This window comes from Streptomyces tropicalis (genome assembly GCF_029269835.1).
GTDB lineage: Bacteria > Actinomycetota > Actinomycetes > Streptomycetales > Streptomycetaceae > Streptomyces > Streptomyces tropicalis.
Map to the genome: position 1 here is coordinate 24,239 of NZ_JARJBB010000004.1, position 23,346 is coordinate 47,584.

Below are 23,346 nucleotides of genomic sequence, written 5' to 3' on the forward strand. Positions count from 1 at the left end.
ACGGACCGTGCGGCGGACGCCCCGGCGCAGAGCCGTCACCGCCCGGGGGACGGCTCTCAGTTCCAGCCGTAGCGTTCCCGGAGCCGGTGCACCACGGAGTTGAACCGCATCCGGTCCAGCGCGCACGCCTCGCGCCGCATGCCGTCCTCGTGCAGCCGCAGCACCCGGTCGACGTCGACCCACGAGTCGCGGCCCGTGCGGTCCCAGGGGCCGCTGCCGAGGGCCACCCACTCCCGGTCGCCGTCGTGCCGCTTGCTCGACAGCTGCACGGCGAGGAACGTGCCCCCCGCCTCCCGGGCCACCACGAGCACCGGGCGGTCCTTGCCCCGCCCGTCGTTCTCCTCGAAGGGCACCCAGGTCCACACGATCTCCCCGGGATCGGGGTCGCCGTCGTGGTCGGGCGCGTACTCGGTCCGCACCCGGCCGACCTCGCGCGGGTCGGCCTCGGTGGTCGCGGTCGGGCCGTACCGGCCGGGGACGTTCTCATCGGTAAACGCAGTCACGGGGGCACCTTAGAACGTCTGTCCGCCGTGCCTCGCGCGCAGGTCCCGTCGATCGCGGCACGCCCTGACGGGACGCGTCGCTGACGGAACGCCATGTCCGATGCCAGGCAATCGAACTGGCGTGACGACGACGGCCCGCGGACCCTCCGTGCGGAGGGTCCGCGGGCCGTCGCCCGTGGGGCGGGGCGGGCGTCAGCGGCCCCGCCCCACGGGCTCAGTCCTCCTCGCGCTCCACCGGGACCTTCTGCGACGGCGGCGCCGTGACCCCGTTCAGCGACGGGGAGGGCCCGCTCGTGCTCCGGTCGTTCTGGTTCATCGACGACAGCAGCTGACGCGCCAGGCCCAGCCCCGTGCCGCCCATGGTGAGCGCCTTGGCGAACAACTCGGCCATGCCGTCGGCGCCGTTGAGCAGCACCATGTTGTCCACGTTGCCGAACGCGGACGCGCCCGCCTGGACGATCTCCGGCCAGTTCTCGGCGAGTTGCTGGGCGACGACGGCCTCCTGGTTCTCGGCGAGGGCGGCGGCCCGCGCCTTGATCGCCTCCGCCTCCGCCAGACCCTGGGCCCGGGTCGCCTCGGCGTCCGCGAGGCCCTTCGCCTGGGCGGCGGCCGCCTCCGCCTCACCGGTCGCCCGGGTCGCCGCCGCGGTGGCCGCGCCCCGGGTCTTGGTGGCCTCGGCCTCCGCGCCCGCGGCCGCCTTCACCCGGGTCGCCTCGGCCGCCGCCGCGAGCTCCGTCTCCTTCGCCTTGGCCTGCGCCGCCGAGATGCGCGCGTCGCGCTCCGCCTCGGCCAGCGTGCGCTTCTCGTACGCCCTGGCGTCGGCCGGCTTGCGCACGTCCGCCTGGAGCTGCTGCTCGCGCCGGTGGGCCTCCAGCTCGGCCACCCGCGTCTCCTGGACCACGACCTCCTGCCGGGCGCCCGCGTCGGCGAGCGGCCCGGCCTGGCGTGCGGAGGCCGCCGCCTTGTCCCGCTCGGCCTGGTAACCGGCCTGCAGGATCTCGCTGTCCCGGGTGGCCTCGGCCATCCGGGCGTACGACTGCTGCTCCGCCTCGGTGGCGAGACGGTTCGCCTCCGCCTGCGCGATGCGCGCGTCCCGCTGGACCGCCGCCGCGTGCGGCATGGCCAGGTTCTGGATGTAGCCGGTCGGGTCCTCGATCTCGTGGATCTGCAGCGAGTCGACGATCAGGCCGAGCTTCTCCATCTCCGTTCCGCAGGCGGCCCGGGTCTGGCCGGTGAGCTTCTCCCGGTCGCGGATCATGTCCTCGACCGTCAACCCGCCCACGATGGAACGCAGATGGCCGGCGAAGACGTTGTGCACCCGCTCGGCCATCAGCCGCTGCTGGTCCAGGAAGCGACGGGACGCGTTCGCGATCGACACGAAGTCGTCGCCCACCTTGAAGATGACCACGCCCCGCACCTTCAGCGGAATGCCCTGGTGCGTCACGCAGTCCACGTGCAGTTCGGTCTCGTTCAGGTCGAGCGACAGCTTGCGCACCGCCTGCACCCCGGGCAGCACCAGCGTGCCGCGCCCGGTGACGATGCGGAAGCCCATGCCCTCCTCGAGGCCCTCGGTCCGGTGCTTCGACCCCGAGATGATCAGTGCCTCGTTCGGTTCGGCGACCCGCCACATCAGCTTGAACAGACCGATCAGAACGAGGACGGCAGCGACCGCCGCCCCCGCCACTACGCCGACGATCATCGGCATGCGCCCCCTTTGGATGGTGCCCTTTCGGCACCGAACGAAGGGGAGTGTGCTCCTGCCCCGGCCGCGGGTGAAGACACTGACGCATCCTTGTTGCAATCTTGACGCGTACGGCTCTCACCTGCGACGAACCGTGCTCAACTGTCGTACGCGGCAGTGACGTAGACCGTCCTGGGCGGGAGATGCTCCACCACCATCACGACCGTGCCGCGTTCCAGGCGGCCGGTTCCGTCGGCCGGGTGGGCGAGGAAGTGCTCGGCCCCGCCCCGCACACGGACGATCACCTCACCGACGAGCCCGGGTCCCACCGTGCCGGTGACCCGCCCCATGAGCCCCACCATCGACGCATCGTCCATGGCCACAGGGTACGGTCGGAAAGTCGTTTCGTGACGGTCCCGGCTCCGGCGTACGGTGGCGCGGTGCAGACTCGGGTGATCATTCTCAACGGCGGTTCCAGCTCCGGGAAGTCCGGCATCGTGCGGTGCCTGCAGGACGTGCTGCCGGATCCGTGGCTGGCGTTCGGGTGCGACTCGTTCGTCGACGCCCTGCCGGCGAGGATGCGGGACGCGGAGGCCGGGATCGCGATCGGCGCGGACGGCGGGGTCGAAGTCGGGTCGGTCTTCCGGGCGTTGGAGGAGGCCTGGACGGAGGGCATCGCGGCGATGGCCCGCGCCGGGGCCCGGATCGTCGTCGACGACGTCTTCCTCGGCGGACCGGGGTCCCAGCAGCGGTGGCGGAAGGCGCTGGACGGACTGCCGGTGCTCTGGGTGGGCGTACGGTGTGCGAGCGAGGTCGCCACGGGCCGGGAGATCGCCCGGGGCGACCGGGCCCGGGGGATGGCCGCGCTCCAGGCGGACGCGGTCCATGACGGCGTGCACTACGACCTGGAGGTGGACACCGCGCACACCGAGTCCCTGGCGTGCGCGCGCACCATCGCCGCGCGGCTGGAACGGCCGGCCGCATAGATCCTGAAGGCCACACCCCTCAGGGAGCCGCCGGCCGGGGAGCCGGGGTGTGGTCCGGCGGCCGGTGCTCGAACCAGCGCGACTCCTCCTCCAGCCGGGCGGCCAGGGAGACCAGCAGCGGCTCGCTGTGCGCGGGACCGAGGAGCTGGGCGCCCACCGGCAGGCCGCCGGAGACGAAGCCCGCGGGCACGTTGACGCCGGGCCAGCCCAGGACGTTCCACGGCCAGGCGTACGGGCAGGCGGCGATCATCGCCCGGTCGGTGGCCAGTCCGCCGAGGTCCCGCAGGGCGCCGATCCGCAGCGGCGGCGCCGCCGTGGTCGGCGCGAGCACCACGTCGTACGTGTCGAAGAACGCGCCGATCCGGCGGTGCAGCAGCGCCTCCGCACGCCGGGCGATGCGCAGCGGCGGCCCGCCGAGGAGCCGGCCCAGCCGGGCGGCCGCGTGCGTGCGGCGGTCGAGCAGTGCGGGCTCCGGCGTCCCGCGCACCCGCTCGGCGATCCCGGCGGTGGCCCGCGGCACGAACGTCAGCCCGATCTGCCCGTACGGCGGATCGGCCTCCTCGACGTGGTGCCCCGACGCGGCCAGCAGGCCGGCGAGTTCGACGACCCGGGCCCGCACCTCGGGATCGAGCCGCGCGGGTACGGCGGTGAACGGCGGGTTCAGCGACAGGGCGATCCGCAGCCGTCCGGGGTCGCGGCCCACCGCGGCCGAGACGTCGAGCGCCGGGGGCCGGTGCGGGTCCCGCGGATGGTTGCCGGCCGCGGCGTCCAGCAGCAGCGCGGCGTCGGCCACCGTGCGGGCCAGGGTGCCGTTGACCGTGATGCCCTGGAAGGACTCGCCGTGCGGCCAGGTCGAGATGCGGCCGCGCTGCGGCTTGATGCCGACCAGGTGCGTCCAGGCGGCCGGGATGCGCACCGACCCGGCGCCGTCCGAGCCCAGCGCGGCCGGGACGATCCCGGCGGCGACCGCCGCTGCCGAACCGCCGGACGAGCCGCCCGGGGTGCGGCCGGTGTCCCACGGGTTGCGCGTGTCGCCGAAGGCGGGCCCCTCGGTGAACGGCCACTGCCCCAGCTCGCAGGTGTTCGTCTTGCCGACGATCACGGCCCCGGCCGCCCGCAGCCGCCGGACCGCCTCGCCGTCCTCGGCCACGGCGGGGAAGGCACCGGGGCAGCCGAACGCGGTCGGTTCGCCCGCCACGTCCATGTCGTCCTTCACGGCGACCGGCACCCCGAGCAGCGGCTTGCGCACCCCGTCCGCGAGGTCGCGGTCCGCCGCCCCGGCCTCCGCCAGGGCCGCCTCTGCGCGTACGACCCGGAAGGCGTTCAGGGTGCCCTGCGTCGCCTCGATCCGGGCCAGGGCCGCCTCCACGAGCGCGCGGGACGACACCTCCCCGGCGGCCAGCAATCGGGCGGTCTCGGCCAGCCCTGCGGCGCGGTCGAGCGGCATGCGGCACCTCCGGGAGCGCGTGGTCTACCGAACGGTAACCTCCCGGCGGTCGCAGGGGAACGGTCGTGCGACGCGTTGGCCGAGGGGCGGCGCGTACGGCGCCGCGTTGGCCGAGGAGCGGTGGTGCGCGGAGTGAGACGGATGGGCCCGTCCGCTTGCGGCCCGCCGGCCGGCCGGGCGGGTCTACTCGCTCGGGCGCGGATCCGGTGCCCGGCCCGGGTGCGTACCTGCGCCCCCCGGGCGTGGGGGCGCCTGCCGGGCCGGGGCCGGGAGTGATCCTCGGCCCGGTGGCCCGTCGCCGCTGCCGGGGTGGGGGACGTCGGGGCGGACCGGGGCGGGGCGCAGCTCGACGCAGCAGAGGCCGGCGTGCGGCACCGGGACGGCGGTGAGGGCGCCGTCGCCGCAGGCCGCGAAACAGCCGCGGAGGAACGCGAGGTTGAGGCCGCAGACGAGCCCGGGCGCCTCGGCGGCGACCTGCCGGAACGGGCACGTGTGCAGCACGGTCCGCCCGTCCGTGCTCTTCGCCGGCGCATAGCCGAGCGACTCCAGCAGGGCGGTGGCGTCGGCGGGGGACAGGCCGCGGCCCAGGGCCGCGCCGCGCTCCCGGGCCGCCCGCAGTGCGGCGCCGCGGGCGTCCTCGCCCGGGCTCAGGCCGGCCAGCGTCCCGGCCAGCAGCGAGGCCAGCAGTTCGTGCCCGTGCTGCGGCGGGCCGATCACCGCCACGTGCGGGCCGGGCTCGTACACCTTCGGGGCGCGGCCGAGCACCCGGTGTCCCTGCGGGCCGCGGCGGGACCGCAGCAGGCCCGAGGCGACCAGTTGGTCCAGGTGGTGGGCGGCCAGCTTGCGGGAGATCCGGGCGGCGGCCGCGGCCTCCTCGCGGGTGACCGGCCCGGGGGCCCGTCGTACGAAGTCCAGCAGCCGGCACCGTGACGCGTCGCCGAGCACGGCGAGCGCGGTCATGGGGTCGGCGGCGGCCGGAGGAGGGGCCGGTGCCGCCGACGGGTCGGAGGCCACAGCCCCACGGTAACTCCGGCGCACCCTCCGCCGCGGCCGGCCGCCGGGACCATCGCGAACCCGGCCCCCCGGAGGCTCACCCCCCGAGGCCGCTGACGTCCCCGGGGCCCCCGGCGTCCGTGAGGCCCCCGGTGTCCCCGGCCTCGCCGAGGAGCCGGCGCAGCCAGTCCAGGTGGGCGGCCTGTGCGGAGCGGGACAGCGCGGCCTCCGGGGCGAAGCCGTCGAAGCCGTGGAACCCGCCCGGCCAGACGTGCAGCTCCGCCACGCCGCCGGCCTGCCAGATGCGGGAGGCGTAGTCCACGACCTCGTCACGGAAGGTCTCCGCCGACCCGACGTCCAGGAAGGCGGGCGGCAGACCGGCGAGGTCCCCCGCGCGGGCCGGTGCCGCGTACGGCGACACGTCGGGGCCGCCGCGCCGGTCGCCGAGCAGGGCCGTCCAGCCGGTCTCGTTGGCGGCGCGGTCCCAGACGTCGACGCCCGCCATCTGGTGCGCGGACGGCGTGTCGTTGCGGTCGTCCAGCATCGGGCAGAGCAGCATCTGCCCGGCCGGCCGGGGGCCGCCGCGGTCCCGGAGCATCAGCGCCAGCGCGGCGGCCAGCCCCCCGCCCGCGCTCGCGCCCGCCAGGACGATCCGGTCCGGATCGCCGCCCAGCTCCCGGGCGTGCTCCGCCGTCCACAGCAGTCCGGCGTGGACGTCCTCGACGGGCGCGGGATGCGGGTGCTCGGGCGCGAGCCGGTACTCCACCGACACGACGACGGCGCCGAGCTCCCGGGCCCAGTCCAGGACCACGTTCACCCCGAGCCGGCTGGTGCCGAGCACCATGCCCCCGCCGTGGACGTGGTAGATCACCGGCCGCGGCACACCGGCCGGCCCTGCGGTGGGACGGCAGACCAGCAGGGAGACGTCGGGCGCGCCCGGCGGCCCGGGTGCCGTGCGGTCCTCGACCTCGAAGGCACCGCCCATGGTCAGGTCCAGGACGGCGAGGAGCTGCATGTAGGGGCCCTGCCGCGCGGGTTCGATGTCCGCCGGGGTGAATCCGGACCGCAGCAGCTCCCCCACGGGCTCCAGCGCGGCGGCGAGTTCGGGGTCGAACGGGGGCGGGAGGGACGTCATGGCGGCTCCTGGTCCGGGGGCCGCGGCGGCCCGTACGGCGAGGCCGGTGCGAGGCCGGCGGGATCCGAGTGCTCCCGCGGCCCCCGTTTCACACCCGGGCCCGCGCACGGAGGACGCAGCTCACACCGCCGCGGGCCGGCCCCGGCCCGCGGCGCGCAGGAGGGGCGGTTCCCGGCGCGGGCCTGCTCGGCGGGCCCGCACCCGGTACCGGCCCTCCTGCGTGCGGGAGGATCAGGCGGCCGCGGACCCGCCGACGGTGCCCTGCAGGCGGGCCACCACCTCGGTCAGCCCGGTGGCGACCTCGGCGTCGTCGACCGGGTGGATGTCGGCGAAGCGGGTCACGGAGCCCGGGATGGACAGCTTCAGGTCCTCGATCACCTTGGCGCCCGCGATGCCCACGGCCTTGCGCGTGTCGTCCTGCGCCCAGACACCGCCGTACTGGCCGAACGCGGTGCCGACCACGGCGGCCGGCTTGCCGTCGAAGGCGCCGGCGCCGTACGGGCGGGACAGCCAGTCGATGGCGTTCTTCAGCACGGCCGGGATGGTGCCGTTGTACTCGGGGGAGAAGAACAGGAAGGCGTCGGAGGCCCGGGCGGCCTCGCGCAGCCGGGCGGCGGCGGCCGGCACGCTGTCCGGCACGTCGAGGTCCTCGTTGTAGAAGGGGACCTCGGCCAGGCCCTCGAAGAGCTCGACCTCGACGCCCTCGGGCGCGAGCTTGGCGGCCGCCTCGGCGAGCTGGCGGTTGTGCGAACCGGCGCGAAGGCTGCCGACGAGCGCGAGGATACGGACGGACATGGGGGTCTCCAGGGGGGTTTGGTATGCACGTCGAGACGGTGCGGTCTCGATCCGGACCGGGGTCCGCTTAACTCTTACCAAACTAACCGGACCGCGGTCCAGTTTCATTCCCGATGCTTTACGCTGTCGTCATGTCCAGCGCGCTGCCGCCCCAGACCGAGCCCCAGGAGCCCCTGGGTGTCCCGGTGCTGCTCGACATCGGCACCGAGGCGGACGAGCCCTGCCTGCGCGCCGACGCCGCCCGCAACCGGGCCCGGCTGCTGGACGCGGCCGCGAGACTGGTGGCCGAGCACGGCGCCGCCGGGGTCACGATGGAGGCCGTGGCCGCCGCGGCCGAGGTCGGCAAGGGCACCGTCTTCCGGCGCTTCGGCGACCGCACCGGCCTGCTGCGGGCCCTGCTCGACCACTCCGAGCGCAAGTTCCAGGCCGCCCTCCTCAGCGGACCGCCCCCGCTGGGCCCCGGTGCGCCGCCCGCCCGGCGGCTGGGTGCGTTCGGCTGCGCCGCCCTGCGCCGCGCCGCCGACGACCTGGAACTCCAGATGGCGGCGGAGCCGGTCCCCGACCGCCGCTTCCTGGTGCCGGCCCGCCGGGTGCAGTACGCGCACGTGGCCATGCTGCTGCGGCAGGCGGTCCCGGACGGCGACAGCGAACTCCTCGCCCACACGCTCCTGGGCTACCTCGAACCCGCCCTGATCCACCACCTCACCCGCCAGTGCCAGGTCCCCATGGAGCGCCTCCAGGAGGGCTGGCACGACCTCGTGACCCGTGTGACGGGCTGCGCGCGGGCCGGCTGACGCCGAGGGCCCCCGACCACGCCGACGGGCCCCCTCCGACACCGGAGGGGGCCCGTCGTGCGCACGGTCGGGACCGGGTGGCCGGGGCCCTCCGGGGAGGGCGGGCCACCGACGGAGGGCGGCACCCCGGAGGAGGGGCCCCGGACCGTCCTACTGGCCGTCCTGACCTCCCTGGCCGTCCTGCGCGGCCTGCCCCTGCTGCTCCTCGACCGCCTTGCGCACCTCGTCCATGTCCAGGTCGCGGGCCTGCCCGATCACGTCCGCCAGCGCCGGCTCGGGCAGGGCGCCCGGCTGCGCGAACACGGCCACCTGGTCCCGGACGATCATCAGCGTCGGGATCGACTGGATCCCGAAGGCCGCCGCCAGCTCGGGCTGCGCCTCGGTGTCGACCTTCCCGAACACCAGGTCGGGGTTCTCCGCCGCAGCCTTCTCGTAGACCGGGGCGAACTGACGGCACGGCCCGCACCACGAGGCCCAGAAGTCGATGAGGACGAACTCGTTCTCCGTGACCGTCCGGTCGAAGTTCTCCTTGGTGAGCTCCACGGTGCTGCTCATCACGTTCCTCTTCCTGGTGTGGGGTGAAGCCGTCGGCACAACACGGCCGACCCTACGGGTATTCCGCGCGCGTACCCGTGTGGCCGGTACGCACACCACCCACCAGACTGACCCCATGACGGAAACGGAATCCATCGCGTACGACGTCGTGGTGCTCGGTGCCGGGCCCGTGGGGGAGAACGTGGCCGACCGCACCCGCGCGGCCGGCCTGTCCACCGCGGTCGTGGAGAGCGAGCTGGTCGGCGGCGAGTGCTCGTACTGGGCCTGCATGCCCAGCAAGGCCCTGCTGCGGCCGGTCATCGCCCGCGCCGACGCCCGCCGCGTGCCCGGCCTGCGCCAGGCCGTGCAGGGCCCCCTCGACGCCGCCGCGGTCCTCGCGCACCGGGACGAGTACACCTCCCACTGGCACGACGGCGGCCAGGTCCAGTGGCTCGACGGCATCGGCGCCGACCTCCATCGCGGCCACGGCCGCCTCACCGGCCCCCGCACGGTCACCGTGACCGGCCCCGACGGCGAGCGGACCGTGCTCACCGCCCGGCACGCCGTCGCCGTGTGCACCGGCACCCGCGCCCAGCTGCCCCCGCTGCCCGGCCTGGCCGACGTCGAGCCGTGGACCAGCCGCGAGGCCACCAGCTCCCCGGAGGTGCCCGGCCGGCTGATCGTGGTCGGCGGCGGCGTGGTCGCCACCGAGATGGCCACCGTCTGGCAGGCCCTCGGCTCCCGGGTCACCGTCCTGGTCCGCGGCAAGGGGCTGCTGTCCCGGATGGAGCCCTTCGCGGGCGAGCTCGTCGCCGAGGCGCTCGTCGAGGCGGGGGCCGACGTCCGCACCGCCACCTCCGTGGAGTCCGTGACCCGGGAGGACGGCACCGTCGTGGTCGTCACCGGCTCCGGCGAGCGCATCGAGGCCGACGAGATCCTGTTCGCCACCGGGCGCGCCCCGCGCACCGACGACATCGGCCTGGACACCGTCGGCCTCGAACCCGGCTCCTGGCTGCCCGTGGACGACTCCCTCCAGGTGGACGGCACCGACTGGCTGTACGCCGTCGGCGACGTCAACCACCGTGCGCTGCTCACCCACCAGGGCAAGTACCAGGCCCGGATCGCCGGTGCCGCCATCGCCGCGCGCGCCGCCGGCGCGCCCCCGCTGGAGACCGGCCCGTGGGGCGCGCACGCGGCCACCGCCGACCACCACGCCGTCCCGCAGGTCGTCTTCACCGACCCCGAGGCCGGCGCCGTCGGCCTGTCCCTGGCCGAGGCCGAGCAGGCCGGCCACCGGGTGCGCGCCGTCGACGTGGACCTCGCCTCGGTCGCCGGGGCGGGCCTGTACGGCGACGGCTACCGGGGCCGCGCCCGGATGGTCGTCGACCTCGACGAGGAGATCCTGCGCGGCGTCACCTTCGTCGGCCCCGGCGTCGGCGAACTGATCCACTCGGCGACCGTCGCGGTCGCCGGGCAGGTCCCCGTCGCCCGCCTGTGGCACGCGGTCCCGTCGTATCCGACGATCAGCGAGGTGTGGCTGCGGCTGCTGGAGGCGTACCGGGGCTGAACGCCCTCGCCGCCGGGCGGAGCGGCCGGTGGCCCCTGCCGGGGAGCGGGGCGGAGGAGGGCGGGGGCGCGCCCCTCAGGACGGGTCCGCCCCCGGCAGGCGGAACCCGAGGGCATCGGCGGCCCGTTCGGGCGTCGGCTGGGACCAGTACCGGGCCAGCGCCTCGGTGGAGGACAGGGAGCGGGTCTCGGCCCGGTCGAGGTAGAGCACGCCGTCGAGATGGTCCGTCTCGTGCTGCACGATCCGCGCCGGCCAGCCGGTGAAGACCTCGTCCACCGGCCGCCCGTGCTCGTCGAGCGCCCGCAGGCGCACCGCGGCGTGCCGCGCCACCACGGCCTGCCACCCCGGCACGCTCAGACAGCCCTCGAAGAACGCGGCCCGGTCCGCGCCGACCGCCTCGTACGCGGGATTGACCAGCACCCGGAACGGCTGCGGCACCCGCCCCCGCGCCCGCCGCACCTCCTCCGGCACCGGCGCCGGATCCTCGACGACCGCGATCCGCAGCCCCACGCCGACCTGCGGCGCGGCCAGGCCCACGCCCGGCGCCGCATGCATGGTGACCCGCAGCGCCTCCACGAACCGGGCCAGCAGCGCCGGCTCCACCTGCCCGTCGAACGGCACCGCACCCCGCCGCAGCACCGGGTCACCCGCGGCGACGATGGGCAACGGGCCGCCGGGGGCCAGGAGTTGCTCGATCTGCTCGGCAAGGGGTGCGGACGCGTCGCCTGATGCCATCGCGCCAGCATGCCACGGCCGCGGTCGGGCGCGCTCCCGCACGCGGGGACCGCTCCGGGCGGCTCGGCGGCTCGGCGGCTCGGCGGGACGCAGGACCGGCCGCGGGCGTGAAGGAGCGAGGCCGGAGGGAGACGGGACACGGCGACGGAGCGCCGGCGGGCCCGCCGCCGGCCGGGCGAGCCGGAGGACCAGGCGCCCGCCGCCCTGTGAGAGGCCGAGGGGCCGGTCACCGCCTCCCGGGCGCAGGTGCGGCTCGGCGGCGACCTCGCGTACACCACCGCCGTGACCCTCCTGACCCGGCTGCTCGCCAAGGCCGCCGTCTCCCGCGCACGCGGGGGCCGTTCCTTCGCGGGGACGCCGACGGCGGACGCCGTCCGCCCGGCCGCGCTGCGGATGCGCCCGCCGCGGCGGCGGCCGGACCCGTGCCGCGCCGGGTCGCCGCCCTTCCGGCGCCCCCGCCCGCCGCCCGGCACCGGCCGCCGGTGTGGACGGCGGCCGGCGCCGCCGTGCGGGGCGCCGCCGCCGGGGCGGTGGTCCCGGCGACGCCGTCGGCCGGCTCCGCGGTCACGCTGATCCCGGTCCCGCATGCGGCGACACCGCTGCAGGCGGCCCCGCGTCCGTGGCCCACGGCGCCCGCCGCCCCGGGGCGGGGCCACCGAGCCGTCACCGCACGGGCCCCGGTGACCGGTCGACGTCACCGGAGAGCGCCGAGGCGATCCGCAGATGCGTTCCGGCCTCCTCGTGCCGCCCCTGCCGCTGCAGCGTGCGGCCCAGCATGAGCCGCGCGTACGCCTCCACCGGATCGCGTTCGACGATGATCCGCAACTCGGCCTCGGCCCGCTTCAGTTGGGCGGAGTGGTAGTAGGCCCGCGCCAGCAGCAGCCGCGGCCCGGTCTGTTCGGGGACCTCCTCCACCAGCCCGCCGAGCACGCGCGCCGCGGCGGCGTAGTCCCGGGCGTCGAAGAACATCCGCGCACGCTCCCAGCGCTCCGCGGGCGTTCCGTGGCCGTAGTACGTCGTGTCCACGCCCGACCTCCTCCGCACGAGGTGGTGACCTGCGCGCCCCACAACGGCCCCCCTCGATCGCATATTCCCCTGCACGCCGCGGAGCGGCCGGGTGGCGACGGCGTGCCGGAACCGGCCGGACGACACGCTGACGGCGCGCCGCCCGCGCGGCTAGGTTGGGCGCCATGAGCAATCTTGATCGCGAGTCGGTCCCCGCCGTGTGCGGCGGCCGTGGGTTCGTGGTGGCGGAACCCGTACGCGAACTCCTCAGCCCCCGGCGCGTCCGCCTCGGCGAGTCGACCGAGGTCCGCCGGCTGCTGCCCAACCTGGGCCGCCGCATGGTGGGCGCCTGGTGCTTCGTCGACCACTACGGCCCCGACGACATCGCCGACGAGCCCGGCATGCAGGTGCCCCCGCACCCGCACATGGGCCTGCAGACGGTGAGCTGGCTGCACGAGGGCGAGGTCCTGCACCGCGACTCCACCGGCAGCCTGCAGATGATCCGCCCCGGCGAGCTCGGCCTGATGACCTCCGGCCGCGCGATCAGCCACTCGGAGGAGAGCCCCGCCTCGCACGCCCGTCTGCTGCACGGTGCGCAACTCTGGGTGGCGCTCCCCGACCGCCACCGCCACACCGACCCGCACTTCGAGCACCACGCCGACCTGCCGACCGTGACGGCGCCCGGCCTCACGGCCACCCCGATCCTCGGCACCCTCGACGGCGCGACGTCGCCGGGCACGGCGTACACCCCCGTCGTCGGCGCCGACCTGGCCCTGACCGCCGGAGCGGACGTCCGCCTGCCGCTCGAGCCGGACTTCGAGTACGCCGTGCTGTGCATGTCCGGCGAGACCCACGTCGACGGCGTCCCCGTCCTGCCCGGCTCGATGCTCTACCTCGGCTGCGGCCGCACCGAACTCCCCCTGCGCGCCGCGTCCGACGCGGGCCTGATGCTCCTGGGCGGCGAGCCGTTCGACGAGGAGATCCTCATGTTCTGGAACTGGATCGGACGGTCGCAGGAGGAGATCGTCCAGGCCCGGCGGGACTGGGAGGAAGGGTCGCGATTCGGGGAGGTGAAGGGGTACGACGGGGCTCCGCTGCCGGCCCCCGAGCTGCCGCAGGTGCCCCTCAAACCGCGAGGAAGGGTTCGCTGACCTGGAGGAATGCAGGGGCGTCGGGGTGAGCGGGGGAGGCCCGTCGGGTGCTGCCGCTCGACTTCCAGGGCGGCTACGCCGCTGTGGACCAGCTCTGCACGGTCCTGCGCGCGGCGTTCGACGTCCATGAGGAGGGCCAGGCGTCGGGGGATCAGGAGAAGGAGGTGGACCTGCGGCTGCGGACGACGCGGCCTTGAGGCGGGGCGCGCGCGTCGAGTCCCCCCAGGAGCTTCCGGTCGGGTCCCCGCGCGCCGCCCCGGGGACATCGGATCGCCCCCGCACACGGAGCACGATGCTCCCGGAGCCAACGCCGCTCGGGCCGCCCTTCAGCGGCACCTGCCACCGGGCCTGTCCGGCGTCCAGCGGCGTCTCGCCGCGCGCGCAACCGGGCAGAAGTCCGCAGCGCTGGACGGCCGGGCCGCTGAACGAACGCCGTGGGGGAGGACCTCGTCAGATGCCGCCCTGTGCCTCAGCCAGCTCGCCGATGGCGCTCTCGTCGATGCGGTGCAGGAGATCGGCCGGCGAGTCGTACACCGCCTCCGCACCTGCGGCACGCAGTTCCTCGCTGGAGAATCCGCCCCCGGACAGCAATCCGAGGCAGCGCACACCCGCCTTTCCCGCCGCCGCTGCGTCCCACACGGCGTCGCCGACGAACACGGCCCGCTCGGCGGAGGAGCCGCTCTTCTCCAGGGCCCGCTGCACGAGGTCCGGCGCCGGTTTGCCGGCCTTCACATCGTCCGCCGTGGTCATCGCATGGATGGCGTCGTCGGCGTCGAGGGCCTTGCGCATCGCGTCCGCGTCCGGCCCGGACGCGGACGACGCCAGAACGACCCGGATTCCCCGGCCGGCGCACGCCCGCAGCAGGTCGCCGGCCCGGTCCAGGGGGGCGAGGCGCGACCAGTACTGCGCGTAGAGCGCGTCGTGGGCCGCCTTCACCACCCCGTCGGCGTCACGCGGCCGGTCCTCACCCAGCAGGGCGTCCAGGAGATGCCCGCTGCTCATCCCGATGGCGCGGTGAATGCGCGACATCGCGACGGTCCGCCCCTGCTGCCGGAATGCTTCCCACCACGCGACGGTGTGGAGGGGCACCGTGTCCATGAGTGTGCCGTCGACGTCGAAGAGCACCGCAGCCGGTGTCTCCCTGGTCCTGGTCATGCCCGCCTCCCGTTCGCTCCTGGTCGGCCCGCCGGATCGCGCGGTCCGTCGGCACCGGGTACCCACGGGTGGCTCGAGAAGCTCTCCGCCGCACGAAAATCGGGCCTGCTACGCGGCCTTGCGGGCCACGGACCGCGCACCCGTTTCCTCTTCTCCCGAGTGGGGACTCCTGAAGCATGGTCGGCTCGGACACGCGACGATGACCGAGCAGGCCGGTCCCCGTGACCTCGTGGACCATGTCGCTCCCGCCGAGTCGGCGGACTTCGACCTCTCGGTCGCCTCGGCTGCACGGCAGGGGCCCGCGTGCCGCGCCGGGTGACCGGTGCTCCCGGGCCTCAGCACGTGCGCGGGCCCTGGTCAGGCGGTGGGCCGACACGGCATGGAGAACGCAAGGCTCAGGCAGGAAGCGTGGAAGCAAGCATCAAGGGGGCGCTTCTCCCGGCTAGGAAACTGGGCCAGTCCGTGCGGGCCGGCCTGCGGGCGCCGGGCGCGGAGCGGGACGATCTCGTACTGGTAGCGAAAACCGTGCTGGCGGCGACCCTTGCCTGGGGGGCCGCAGGGGCGCTCCTGCCCTCGGCCGTCGTCTCGTTCGCGCCGCTCACAGCCATACTGGTACTGCAGGCCACCCTGTACCGGTCGCTGCGCCACGGCACGCAGTACGGCGCGGCACTGGCGCTGGGCGCGGCGCTCGCCGCAGGGCTCGCGTCGCTGGCCGGTGTGCGCGTCTGGACATTCGCCCTGCTGACCCTGGCCGGTCTGGTGCTGGCTCGCTCCAAACGGCTGGGGGAGTACGGGCTCCAGGTCGTCGTCGTGGCGATCTTCGCCTTCAACGCTGGTCACGGGCGCCTCGGCTACGTAGGGGCCCTGGTCGCCTCAGTGGGTGTCGGAGCGGTGTGCGGCGCTGTGGTGCAGTCCGTGGTCGCTCCGGCTCGAAGGCCGCTGGATCGTATGAAGGCCGTGGCCGACCTGCATCTGCGGCTCACCGAGGACCTGTTCACCGTGGCGGCCGGGCTGCGTGGGGGAGAGGAAACCGGAGACCTCACGGACAGCGCCGCGTGGAGGAGTGCAGCGGCACAGCTGGCGGAGGAGACCGAGCGGACGGCCGCGGCCGTGGCCGCCGAGCAGGAGAACGACTGGCTCAACCCGCGTCCCGACCGGGTCGGTTCGCGCCGTCTGCTGCAGCGGTCCCAAGCGGCCGTGCAGATCGTCCGGAGTTGCGTCGGGCACCTGCGGTCGCTGACCCGCACGCTGGACCACGCCGCCCACGGGCAGGGACACTGCCTCACGCAGTCCTTCCGCCACGCTTGTGCCACCGCGCTCACCCACCTGGCCGAAGCCGCCGAACACGTAGGCCGGGTGGCGGACACGGATCCGGAGGAGGTCGCGGTCCTCCTCGACCGTGCCCACGAGTCGCTCGAAGGTCTCTCCACGCTCTCCGAGGCGAGCGCTGCCGACTGCCGGTCCTGTCTGGTCCTGCGCGGGGCGCTGCTGAACGACATCGAACGGATCGCTCTCGAGCTTGCCCGTGCGCCCGGCGACATGGACCGCGCGGGCCGACGGACCGGCGCTGCACCGTGTGAACGACTGACCGGTGGTTCCGCCGGGAGGGGGCCGCCCCGGACTCGGTGCACAGGGGTCTTCCGGCCCTGGCGCCGGCCCGCGCGAAGAGCTGCTCGGGCAGGAGGGACGCACGGGCTCGCGGGGCTTTCGGCCCGCACCGGCATCGGTGCCGTCGTCCCCGACGTCGAATCGCTGTCCGCGGCCCCGCAGGCATCGTCGTCGCCCTGGCCGAACAGATCGGCTGACGCGGGCCTGCCGCGTGGCGGGCGGGGGCGGCCCGGCCCGCACACCGGTCCGGTGTCCACCTCGCCGTCCCCCGTGGTGGAGACCAGCCGCGAGATCCGCATCGCCGACGCGTGCCCGGACCCCGACCAGCCCGCGGTTACGGGGTCCGGGTCTCAGCCTTCGGCGGGTCGGGTTCGTCGTCGTCCTCGCCGTCGGTCCGCACGTCCGGCGGGGTGGGCGCGGTGATGTTCCGCTGCTCCGCGGACCGTTCCTTTGTTTCCTCGTCGACCTGCGGGGTGTCGTTCTCCTCGGAGGTACTCATGACTCGGCCCCTCTCGTCCGTTCGGATTCGGTGGCTGACCGGCGCACAGGCGCGCCGGTTCCACATGGCTGTCACGCGTTCGCCCTGTGAGGTCAGGCGGTCGCCCGGGGTGCCGACGACGGGCACATGAGGGCGGGACCGGGCCGGCTCGAGCAGGGTGTACCCTCCGCTCGCCTGCACCGTATGGGGCCTGCGCCCCACGGCATCCGCGCCTGATCCATACCCGACGTGTGCCCACTGGGCGGATCAGGAAACGACGGGCCCGGCGGCACGGTCGAGGCGTTGCCTCCGGGAGGCTCTGCCGTTCCGTGCGGGGAAGTACATACAGCTCGGCCGGACGGGTGCATCGAAGCGGTGTCGTGGCCGCGCAGCCGGGAAGCCATCACTGCAGGCCGTGAGGGTAGGCGGTAGTTCGTCCAACCGATTCGCACGAAAGTGGTACCCGTCATGGCCGAGACTCAGGACGCCGTCGATCTCATCCTCCAGGATCATCGGCGCATGGAGGACCTGTTCCGCCTGATGCGCAGCGTCGAAGCCGATCGAGCCGTCGCGCTCCAGGAGTTCGCGGACCTGCTGATCGCCCACGCGCTGGCCGAAGAGGCCAAGGTCTATCCCGCACTGAAGAGGTACAAGGACATCGACAACGAAGAAGTGGAACACGGCGAGCACGAACACGACGAGGGCAACAAGGCTCTTCTGGAACTCCTTGAGGTGGAGGAGGTCGGTTCCGAGGAGTGGGACACCAAGCTGGAGAACCTGGTGGAGGCCGTGACCCACCACGCCGATGAGGAGGAGCGCACCATCCTCAACGGGGCGCGTGAGAACGTGGCGATGGAACGTCGCGAAGAACTGGGAATGGCGTTTCTGGAGGAGCGCGAGCGTCAGCTGAAGTCCGGCTGCGGCTCGGTCGACAACGTCCGCCGCATCGTCAACTCCTGACCGTGCCTCGGGCGACATCCCGATGGGCCATGGAACCCGGGTCGACTGCACGGCCCCTGGGCCGGCACGCCCCGTTTTCAGCTGCTGATGAGTCCGGGCGCCTCGACCACGACCTGCTGCCGAAGAACCCTTGAAGGCACCCGAGCCGCGTTGAAACGCCTGGTCAAGCCGGGCGTCCTCACCGAGGTTGATACGGGCAGCGCCGCCAGGAAGCAGTAGCCGGCCGAGGGCCGATCGGCTTCGTTCACGTCAAACAGCAGCAGGGTGGCCGCCTTTGCTCGTGATGGTGGCGGAGGGTGCGGGTGGTGGGGACCAGTGGGCCGGCTCAGCCCGTCGACGGGGTGAGGCTGGTGCGGTCGAACGGGCCACCGTGCGCGGCGGCGTACGCGACGGCGGAGTTGACGGCATCGAGGCCGAACGACCGGACCCGTTCGGGGGCGAGATCGAGGGTGCCCGAGGCGAGGAGCCGGATGATGCCGACATTGGCGGTGCGCGGGTACATCCACTGCCCGCGCACGGTGACCGAGTTGCGCATGATCCATGGGTAGGGGAGTGCGAGGTCGTCGCCACCGAGCATGCCGACGCCGCCCATGAGGACGACGCGGCCGTACTCGCGCACGGTCATCGCCGCCGCGCGCGACGCCGAGCTGGGCGCGCTCGGCGGGAGCAGGTCGATCACCATGTCGATCGGGCCGTCGGCCGCCTCGGACATCGCCGCGCGGTCGCCGGCCTCGTCCCCGGTGAGCGGGACCGGGCGCACACGCGGACCGAACCGGTCGGCGAGGAGGTCGAGCGCGGCCCGGTTGCGGCCCGGGGCGATGACGCGACCCGCTCCCATCGCGAGCGCGACCGCGACCGCGCTGCTGCCGAGGTTGCCGGTGGCCCCGCTGACCAGCAGGGTCTCACCGGCTGCGAGGCCGCCTGCGAGCAGCCCGCCGTAGGAGATGGCGTGCACGGTGAGTGCGGCCCAGCGGGCCGGGTCGTCCCCTGCCACGGCGGGCAGCGGGAAGACGTTCTCCGTCGGGACCCGCATGAGCTCGGCGAACGAACCGTCGTGCAGGTGACGGGCGAGCCGCGCGCCGCCCTCGCCGCGCGCGCTCCAGCCCTGGAGCGTGATGTCGGGCGTCAGCGCGTCGTCCCGCGAGCGCACCGTCGAGTCGCACCAGACCAGGTCGCCGGCGCGCAGGCGGGTGGCGTCCGGGCCTGCCTGGACGATCCGACCCACGCCGCCGACACCGGGCACGACGGGAGGGACCAGGGGGTAGTTCCTCTCGCCGCCGAAGACTTCGGCCGCGTAGGGCGCCACGCCGGCGGCGAGGACCTCGACCAGCACCTCACCGCCCCCGGCCTCGGGGTCGGGTATCTCCTGCACGGTGAGAGGGGCGCCGAACTGCGTCAGAACTGCTGCTCGCACGTGATGACCTCCGTGTTCGTCCGGCCTTGTCGGATCGACACTAGGAGCTGGGTGAGCATGCAGGAAGCGATGATCCGGCATTCGTGGTATGCGTATGCCGCATGGACATCTCCAGCGCGGGACTGCGGGTTCTGCGGCAGATCGCCGAGTCCGGCAGCTTCACCGCGGCAGCTGCCCGACTCGGCTACACGCAGTCGGCCGTCTCACGCCAGGCCGCCGCCCTCGAACGCAGCGCCCACACCACCCTGTTCGAACGCCGCCCGGACGGGGTACGGCTCACCGCTTCCGGCTTGACCCTGCTGCGGCACGCCCACACGGTCCTGGCCTCTCTCGCCGCGGCCGAGCGTGAGCTCACCGGCACCGCCCCCCGGGCCGAACCGGTGCGGCTCGGGGTGTTCCTGAGCGCGGGCGCGGCGATCCTGCCCGCTGCACTCGCACACCTCGCGGCGACCGGCCCGCAGATCACGGTCACCACCAGCGAGGGCACCACGCCCACTCTGATCCGGGCGCTGCGCGCGGGCTCGCTCGACCTCGCCGTGCTGACATCCCGCCCGCCCCACCGGCCCTTCGACGGCGACCCACCACGCCTGCACATCGAGACCGTCGCGGACACCGAACTGGTCGTGGCGGTGCAGTCGACCGGAGAGTTCGCCGGACGCACCACGGTGCACGTCGACGAGCTGGTCGACGCCGCGTGGATCGCCACCCCGTCATCGAGCTCCGAGCCGCTGCTCGGCGTCTGGCCCGGCCTGCCCGGACGGCCGCGCATCGTCCATTCCGCGCGCGACTGGCTGACGAAGCTCCAGCTGGTCGCCGGCGGCTTCGGCGTGACGACGGTGCCGTCCCGGCTCTCACCGGTACTGCTGCCCGGGGTGAGCCTGCTGCGCGTGGACGGCGCACCCCCCGAGATCCGCCGGGTGCTCGTGGCACGCCTCCCCGGCCACCCCACCCCGGCCATCACGGCCGTTGCCCGAGCGATCACTTCAACCGCCTGAACCGCAGCCAAGGCCGCCACGATCGCCTGCACACCCTCCGCCTCACGGGTGGGCACGGTGGTCGCCGTCGGCCTGTGCCCGGCGGTACCGGCCATCGGCTTCGCCGCCGTCACGGCACCAGCCTTCCCCCGAGGCAAGGGGACTCGCTGCCAGACCGAATGGAGCCTGTCGGGCCGGCACGCGAACGCGTTCGCCTGCGCGGCCAGGCCGACCCTGTGGCGTTCCATGCTCTGGATGAAGCCTTTCCACCACCTCGTGGTCGAAGGTGTGCATCCGCCGGCTGCCCAGCAGCGGCAGCAGGTGAATGTTCAGCAGCGGCTCCACCTGCACCACGGAGACCGGCCCCAGGTCACGCTGCCGCACCTTCCCCTGCCGGGCATACTCCCGCCTCTCGAGTCGCGAGGAAGAGCTCGCTGATCAGGGAGGGGGATGACGCGTCGGCGCGCACCGCGTCGATCTGCGGGGGGCTCGGCGGGGCCGGGGACACCCCTTGGCGGGAGCCGGCGGTCGGGGTCAGGAAAGGACCCGGTGGCGGAAGTTGCGCAGGCCGAGCCCGAGGAAGATGACGCAGAACAGCGACAGGACCGGGTAGATGATCCAGAGGTGCATGTGGGAGATGTCGGTGAACGCGGCCCGCATGCCCTCGCTGATGTAGATCAGCGGGTTGAGGAGCACCAGGGCCTGGAGCCAGGGGAAGCCGCCGACCTCGAGCGTGGACAGCCTGGTCCACTGGTAGTAGGTGCCGCCGAGGAAGACCAGCGGCAGAATCACGAAGCCGAACATGACGCCGATGTTCCGCGGTTCGAAGGAGGTTCCCAGGAAGAGCCCGAGTGAGGTCATCGCGACACAGGACAACGGGATCAGGGTGACCGCGATCCACCAGTGGATGCTCAGGTCGGGGTGGACGCCCGGTGCGTGGACCACCGCGGCGATCGGCAGCACGATGACGGCCGAGGTCAGTCCCTGGGCCGCCCCGGAGAGCACCCGGGCAACGGCCACCAGCCAGAGGGGACAGGGGGCCTGCACCCGGTCCTCTATCTCCCGTGTGAAGCCGAACTCCTGGGACATCTGGATGGCGACCGACTGAATGCCCTGGAACATGATCGCGATGGCGACCACTCCCGGCACCAGCACCGTGGCGAACGCAGACTCCCCGTGTGCTCCCCCGGAGGAGCCGACGCCCTGCCCGATCGAGGGAAAGACGTAGAGGAACACGAACACGAGCAGGAACGGCTGCATGACGGTGCGTCCCACGAACTCACCGAAGTTCTTCCTCAGGACGGTCAGATCGCGCTGGACGAGCGCGGACAGCGCGGTACGGCTGGACGCCGTCGCGGTCCTCGTCCGGGGACCGGGTCCGGGCTCCGCGGGGTCCGCGGAACGGGACGAAGCCTGGGCACCGGACATCAGTCCCGCAGGTCCTTTCCCGTGAGGCTGATGAAGACGGTCTCCAGCGTGCTTTCGGTGATCGACAGGTCGACCAGGTCGAACCCGCCCCGTTCGGCACTGGCGACGACCTTGGGCAGAAGGCGGTCGTTGCCCTTGACCTGGAGTTCGACGCGGTCGTCGAGCAGCCTGGTCCGGACGACGTCGCGGATGTCGTGGTCGAGCCGACTCGCCAGTTGCTCCGGCCGGCCCGAGGTGGCGACCGTGACGATCGTGTCGGCTCCCAGGCTCTGCTTGAGGGCGGAGGGGGTGCCCAGGGCGAGGATCCTGCCGTGGTCGATGATCGCCACGCGGTCGCAGAGGTGGTCCGCTTCCTGCATGTTGTGGGTCGTGAGCATGATCGTCTGCCCTTCCGCGATCAACTGGTCGAGCATCTCCCACAGAGCAAGCCGGCTCTGCGGATCGAGGCCGGCGGTCGGCTCGTCGAGAAAGAGCACCGCCGGACGGTGGAAGATCGCCCGTGCCACCATGAGCCGCTGCGCCATCCCGCCGGACAGCGCATACACGGAGGAGTCGGCCCACCCGGACAGGCGGAAATCGTCGAGGAGTCCGTCGGCCCTCCTCCTCGACTCGCGCCGCGGAAACCCGAACAGGAGCCCGTGGAAATAGAGGTTCTCCCGGACCGTCAACGCCCTGTCCAGCGTATTCTGCTGAGAGACCACCGCGATGAGCTGCTTGGCCAGCGTGGGCTTGTGCACCACGTCGACCCCCGCGACGCGGGCGGACCCGGCGGTGGGCACGACCCTGGTCGTCAGCATCCCGACGGTCGTGGTCTTCCCCGCCCCGTTGGGGCCCAGCAGCCCGAAGAGCTCCCCGCGGCGCACCAGCAGGTCGAGGCTGTCGACCGCCCGGAAGTCCGCCTTCGGGTAGACCTTCGTGAGACCGGTCGTGACGATCGCGACCTCGGACGCCGGGGTCCGTGGGGACGATCCTTCCGCGGCGCGGCTCTCCGGCTTCATCGGCCACCTCTTGCTCGGCCTGCCGCCGGAGGGGGTACCCGGCACCGGCTCACGTGCGGGCGGCGGCCCCGGCGCTGCTCGTCCGGCATCCGTCACGCCGGCGGCAACCGGTGGACCGCAGCCGACCCCCTCGTCCACCATCCCAGTGGAACGCCGTCGGGACGGCTCCGCATCCCGGGAGCGGGCGGGACGGCTCCGCCCCCCGAGAGGCGGCTCGGACGCTCCGGGCCCACCGGTGCGGCCGGATGAGGCCGGCCGGGCGGTGGGGCGCACGAGCGGGGCCTGCCACCGGTGCGGCCGGATGAGGCCGGCCGGGCGGTGGGGCGCACGAGCGGGGCCTGCCACCGAGGAAGCCCGGCAGGACGGCGGGCTGAAGTCCGGAAAGCGGGCATCCCCGGTGCCGGGTGCGCATGCCCCGGCCGAGGTGGCGGTCCCTCGCTGCCACGGGGATGGTGGGAAGTGAAGCAGCGCGATCCGGTAGGTGTGCCTGATGAGCAATGAAGCAACACTCGCCCCGCGCATCGTGGTGGGCGTCGACGGCTCCGCACCCTCGAAGCAGGCTCTGCGATGGGCGGTGGGCCAGGCGAAACTGACCGGTGCCGCGGTCGAGGCCGTCTTCGCCTGGGAGTATCCGACACCCTGGCTCGGCATGGTCCCGCCCACGGACAAGGAATCGGGCGACTTCGAGGTGCATGCGCGGAGGATCCTGGACCGCGCCGTCGACGAGGCCCTGGGTCCCGGACCGGAACGTGCGGTCGCCCTTCGCCCCACCTCGGTGCACGGTCAACCGGCAGCCGTTCTGCTCGACGTCGCCGCAGGAGCTCAGCTGCTGGTCGTGGGGAATCGGGGCCGCGGCGGATTCCGCGAGGCGTTGCTGGGCTCGGTCGGCATGCACTGCGTGCAGCACGCCCCGTGTCCCGTCGTCGTGATCCGTGGCTCGGGCGGGGGAACGTGAACGGCGCGGCGCGCACACCACCACCGGCGGCCGGACGACGAACCGGTACG

General features: G+C 74.0%; 24 protein-coding genes. 10 read left to right on the plus strand and 14 right to left on the minus strand.

What is annotated here, in order from left to right:
• Window positions 1-56: 56 nt before the first annotated feature.
• From P3H78_RS09145 to P3H78_RS09155, 3 genes are all read right to left on the minus strand, one after another.
• The gene (locus P3H78_RS09145; protein WP_276108354.1) at window positions 57-503 is read right to left on the minus strand and encodes a type II toxin-antitoxin system PemK/MazF family toxin; all 447 of its coding nucleotides are present in this window, start codon (window positions 501-503) and stop codon (window positions 57-59) included.
• A gap of 214 nt (window positions 504-717) precedes the next feature.
• Entirely contained in the window at window positions 718-2,208 is a 1,491-nt protein-coding gene (locus P3H78_RS09150; RefSeq protein WP_276108355.1) for an SPFH domain-containing protein, read from the minus strand.
• Window positions 2,209-2,342: 134 nt separating this feature from the next.
• Window positions 2,343-2,561 (minus strand): NfeD C-terminal domain-containing protein, encoded by a 219-nt coding sequence (locus P3H78_RS09155; RefSeq protein WP_276108356.1) that lies wholly within the window; start codon window positions 2,559-2,561, stop codon window positions 2,343-2,345.
• Window positions 2,562-2,624: 63 nt separating this feature from the next.
• Here P3H78_RS09155 and cpt point away from each other — a divergent pair, with 63 nt between their 5' ends.
• Window positions 2,625-3,170, plus strand: a complete 546-nt coding sequence (gene cpt, locus P3H78_RS09160; protein WP_276108357.1) for a chloramphenicol phosphotransferase CPT — start codon at window positions 2,625-2,627, stop codon at window positions 3,168-3,170.
• A 19-nt stretch (window positions 3,171-3,189) separates the two neighbouring features.
• Here the strand turns inward: cpt and P3H78_RS09165 are convergent, their stop codons facing one another.
• The 4 genes from P3H78_RS09165 to P3H78_RS09180 form a co-directional block, all read right to left on the minus strand.
• Window positions 3,190-4,617: an amidase gene (locus tag P3H78_RS09165; RefSeq protein WP_276108358.1), complete on the minus strand. Its 1,428-nt coding sequence runs from the start codon at window positions 4,615-4,617 to the stop codon at window positions 3,190-3,192.
• A 183-nt stretch (window positions 4,618-4,800) separates the two neighbouring features.
• A complete protein-coding gene (locus P3H78_RS09170; protein ID WP_276108359.1) occupies window positions 4,801-5,631 on the minus strand; it encodes a helix-turn-helix domain-containing protein in 831 nt (276 codons plus the stop codon).
• Window positions 5,632-5,707: 76 nt separating this feature from the next.
• Window positions 5,708-6,745 carry an alpha/beta hydrolase gene (locus P3H78_RS09175; protein WP_276108360.1) on the minus strand — a complete coding sequence of 346 codons (1,038 nt, stop codon included), beginning with the start codon at window positions 6,743-6,745 and terminating at the stop codon, window positions 5,708-5,710.
• Between the two features lie 231 nt (window positions 6,746-6,976).
• Complete coding sequence (locus tag P3H78_RS09180; protein WP_276108361.1) at window positions 6,977-7,540, minus strand: NAD(P)H-dependent oxidoreductase; 564 nt, start codon at window positions 7,538-7,540, stop codon at window positions 6,977-6,979.
• 131 nt (window positions 7,541-7,671) lie between these two features.
• On the opposite strand from P3H78_RS09180, the gene P3H78_RS09185 reads away from it, so the two are divergent.
• On the plus strand, window positions 7,672-8,334 hold the full coding sequence (locus P3H78_RS09185; protein WP_276108362.1) for a TetR/AcrR family transcriptional regulator: 663 nt from the start codon (window positions 7,672-7,674) through the stop codon (window positions 8,332-8,334).
• 150 nt (window positions 8,335-8,484) lie between these two features.
• Here the strand turns inward: P3H78_RS09185 and trxA are convergent, their stop codons facing one another.
• A complete protein-coding gene (gene trxA / locus P3H78_RS09190; protein WP_276108363.1) occupies window positions 8,485-8,889 on the minus strand; it encodes a thioredoxin in 405 nt (134 codons plus the stop codon).
• Window positions 8,890-9,004: 115 nt separating this feature from the next.
• Between trxA and P3H78_RS09195 the strand changes: the two genes are divergently transcribed.
• Window positions 9,005-10,435 carry a dihydrolipoyl dehydrogenase family protein gene (locus P3H78_RS09195; protein ID WP_276108364.1) on the plus strand — a complete coding sequence of 477 codons (1,431 nt, stop codon included), beginning with the start codon at window positions 9,005-9,007 and terminating at the stop codon, window positions 10,433-10,435.
• Window positions 10,436-10,510: 75 nt separating this feature from the next.
• Here P3H78_RS09195 and P3H78_RS09200 read toward each other — a convergent pair whose 3' ends face one another.
• Window positions 10,511-11,170 carry a peptide deformylase gene (locus P3H78_RS09200; RefSeq protein WP_276108365.1) on the minus strand — a complete coding sequence of 220 codons (660 nt, stop codon included), beginning with the start codon at window positions 11,168-11,170 and terminating at the stop codon, window positions 10,511-10,513.
• Window positions 11,171-11,416: 246 nt separating this feature from the next.
• Here P3H78_RS09200 and P3H78_RS33500 point away from each other — a divergent pair, with 246 nt between their 5' ends.
• The gene (locus P3H78_RS33500) at window positions 11,417-11,743 is read left to right on the plus strand and encodes a BlaI/MecI/CopY family transcriptional regulator (RefSeq protein WP_438827928.1); all 327 of its coding nucleotides are present in this window, start codon (window positions 11,417-11,419) and stop codon (window positions 11,741-11,743) included.
• Between the two features lie 90 nt (window positions 11,744-11,833).
• On the opposite strand, the gene P3H78_RS09215 is transcribed toward P3H78_RS33500, so the two are convergent.
• A complete protein-coding gene (locus P3H78_RS09215) occupies window positions 11,834-12,196 on the minus strand; it encodes a tetratricopeptide repeat protein (RefSeq protein WP_276108366.1) in 363 nt (120 codons plus the stop codon).
• A gap of 164 nt (window positions 12,197-12,360) precedes the next feature.
• On the opposite strand from P3H78_RS09215, the gene P3H78_RS09220 reads away from it, so the two are divergent.
• Both P3H78_RS09220 and P3H78_RS09225 read left to right on the plus strand, forming a co-directional pair.
• Window positions 12,361-13,326, plus strand: coding sequence for a pirin family protein (locus P3H78_RS09220; protein WP_276108367.1), 966 nt, complete (start codon window positions 12,361-12,363; stop codon window positions 13,324-13,326).
• Between the two features lie 47 nt (window positions 13,327-13,373).
• Window positions 13,374-13,523, plus strand: coding sequence for a hypothetical protein (locus P3H78_RS09225; protein ID WP_276108808.1), 150 nt, complete (start codon window positions 13,374-13,376; stop codon window positions 13,521-13,523).
• A 253-nt stretch (window positions 13,524-13,776) separates the two neighbouring features.
• Here P3H78_RS09225 and P3H78_RS09230 read toward each other — a convergent pair whose 3' ends face one another.
• Window positions 13,777-14,481 carry an HAD family hydrolase gene (locus P3H78_RS09230; RefSeq protein ID WP_276108368.1) on the minus strand — a complete coding sequence of 235 codons (705 nt, stop codon included), beginning with the start codon at window positions 14,479-14,481 and terminating at the stop codon, window positions 13,777-13,779.
• 408 nt (window positions 14,482-14,889) lie between these two features.
• Between P3H78_RS09230 and P3H78_RS09235 the strand changes: the two genes are divergently transcribed.
• Window positions 14,890-16,512: an aromatic acid exporter family protein gene (locus P3H78_RS09235; RefSeq protein ID WP_276108369.1), complete on the plus strand. Its 1,623-nt coding sequence runs from the start codon at window positions 14,890-14,892 to the stop codon at window positions 16,510-16,512.
• A 523-nt stretch (window positions 16,513-17,035) separates the two neighbouring features.
• Window positions 17,036-17,527: a hemerythrin domain-containing protein gene (locus P3H78_RS09240; protein WP_276108370.1), complete on the plus strand. Its 492-nt coding sequence runs from the start codon at window positions 17,036-17,038 to the stop codon at window positions 17,525-17,527.
• A 325-nt stretch (window positions 17,528-17,852) separates the two neighbouring features.
• Here the strand turns inward: P3H78_RS09240 and P3H78_RS09245 are convergent, their stop codons facing one another.
• Window positions 17,853-18,941 carry an alcohol dehydrogenase catalytic domain-containing protein gene (locus P3H78_RS09245; RefSeq protein ID WP_276108371.1) on the minus strand — a complete coding sequence of 363 codons (1,089 nt, stop codon included), beginning with the start codon at window positions 18,939-18,941 and terminating at the stop codon, window positions 17,853-17,855.
• Between the two features lie 101 nt (window positions 18,942-19,042).
• Here P3H78_RS09245 and P3H78_RS09250 point away from each other — a divergent pair, with 101 nt between their 5' ends.
• Complete coding sequence (locus tag P3H78_RS09250) at window positions 19,043-19,936, plus strand: LysR family transcriptional regulator (RefSeq protein WP_276108373.1); 894 nt, start codon at window positions 19,043-19,045, stop codon at window positions 19,934-19,936.
• A 513-nt stretch (window positions 19,937-20,449) separates the two neighbouring features.
• Here P3H78_RS09250 and P3H78_RS09255 read toward each other — a convergent pair.
• Together P3H78_RS09255 and P3H78_RS09260 are read right to left on the minus strand one after the other, a co-directional pair.
• Window positions 20,450-21,343 (minus strand): ABC transporter permease, encoded by an 894-nt coding sequence (locus P3H78_RS09255; protein WP_276108374.1) that lies wholly within the window; start codon window positions 21,341-21,343, stop codon window positions 20,450-20,452.
• A complete protein-coding gene (locus tag P3H78_RS09260; RefSeq protein WP_276108375.1) occupies window positions 21,343-22,341 on the minus strand; it encodes an ATP-binding cassette domain-containing protein in 999 nt (332 codons plus the stop codon). Before P3H78_RS09260 ends, P3H78_RS09255 begins: the two co-directional genes overlap by 1 nt.
• Window positions 22,342-22,831: 490 nt before the next feature.
• On the opposite strand from P3H78_RS09260, the gene P3H78_RS09265 reads away from it, so the two are divergent.
• Window positions 22,832-23,296, plus strand: a complete 465-nt coding sequence (locus tag P3H78_RS09265; RefSeq protein WP_276108376.1) for a universal stress protein — start codon at window positions 22,832-22,834, stop codon at window positions 23,294-23,296.
• Window positions 23,297-23,346 lie beyond the last annotated feature (50 nt).

What these genes read in the sequence shown, in the direction of transcription:
- P3H78_RS09150 (WP_276108355.1), bottom strand. Translation starts at nt 2,208, where the DNA reads ATGCCGATGATCGTCGGCGTAGTGGCGGGGGCGGCGGTCGCTGCCGTC.
- P3H78_RS09155 (WP_276108356.1), bottom strand. Translation starts at nt 2,561, where the DNA reads ATGGACGATGCGTCGATGGTGGGGCTCATGGGGCGGGTCACCGGCACG.
- P3H78_RS09165 (WP_276108358.1), bottom strand. Translation starts at nt 4,617, where the DNA reads ATGCCGCTCGACCGCGCCGCAGGGCTGGCCGAGACCGCCCGATTGCTG.
- P3H78_RS09175 (WP_276108360.1), bottom strand. Translation starts at nt 6,745, where the DNA reads ATGACGTCCCTCCCGCCCCCGTTCGACCCCGAACTCGCCGCCGCGCTG.
- P3H78_RS09180 (WP_276108361.1), bottom strand. Translation starts at nt 7,540, where the DNA reads ATGTCCGTCCGTATCCTCGCGCTCGTCGGCAGCCTTCGCGCCGGTTCG.
- P3H78_RS09185 (WP_276108362.1), top strand. Translation starts at nt 7,672, where the DNA reads ATGTCCAGCGCGCTGCCGCCCCAGACCGAGCCCCAGGAGCCCCTGGGT.
- trxA (WP_276108363.1), bottom strand. Translation starts at nt 8,889, where the DNA reads ATGAGCAGCACCGTGGAGCTCACCAAGGAGAACTTCGACCGGACGGTC.
- P3H78_RS09195 (WP_276108364.1), top strand. Translation starts at nt 9,005, where the DNA reads ATGACGGAAACGGAATCCATCGCGTACGACGTCGTGGTGCTCGGTGCC.
- P3H78_RS09200 (WP_276108365.1), bottom strand. Translation starts at nt 11,170, where the DNA reads ATGGCATCAGGCGACGCGTCCGCACCCCTTGCCGAGCAGATCGAGCAA.
- P3H78_RS09220 (WP_276108367.1), top strand. Translation starts at nt 12,361, where the DNA reads ATGAGCAATCTTGATCGCGAGTCGGTCCCCGCCGTGTGCGGCGGCCGT.
- P3H78_RS09230 (WP_276108368.1), bottom strand. Translation starts at nt 14,481, where the DNA reads ATGACCAGGACCAGGGAGACACCGGCTGCGGTGCTCTTCGACGTCGAC.
- P3H78_RS09240 (WP_276108370.1), top strand. Translation starts at nt 17,036, where the DNA reads ATGGCCGAGACTCAGGACGCCGTCGATCTCATCCTCCAGGATCATCGG.
- P3H78_RS09250 (WP_276108373.1), top strand. Translation starts at nt 19,043, where the DNA reads ATGGACATCTCCAGCGCGGGACTGCGGGTTCTGCGGCAGATCGCCGAG.
- P3H78_RS09255 (WP_276108374.1), bottom strand. Translation starts at nt 21,343, where the DNA reads ATGTCCGGTGCCCAGGCTTCGTCCCGTTCCGCGGACCCCGCGGAGCCC.
- P3H78_RS09260 (WP_276108375.1), bottom strand. Translation starts at nt 22,341, where the DNA reads ATGAAGCCGGAGAGCCGCGCCGCGGAAGGATCGTCCCCACGGACCCCG.
- P3H78_RS09265 (WP_276108376.1), top strand. Translation starts at nt 22,832, where the DNA reads ATGAGCAATGAAGCAACACTCGCCCCGCGCATCGTGGTGGGCGTCGAC.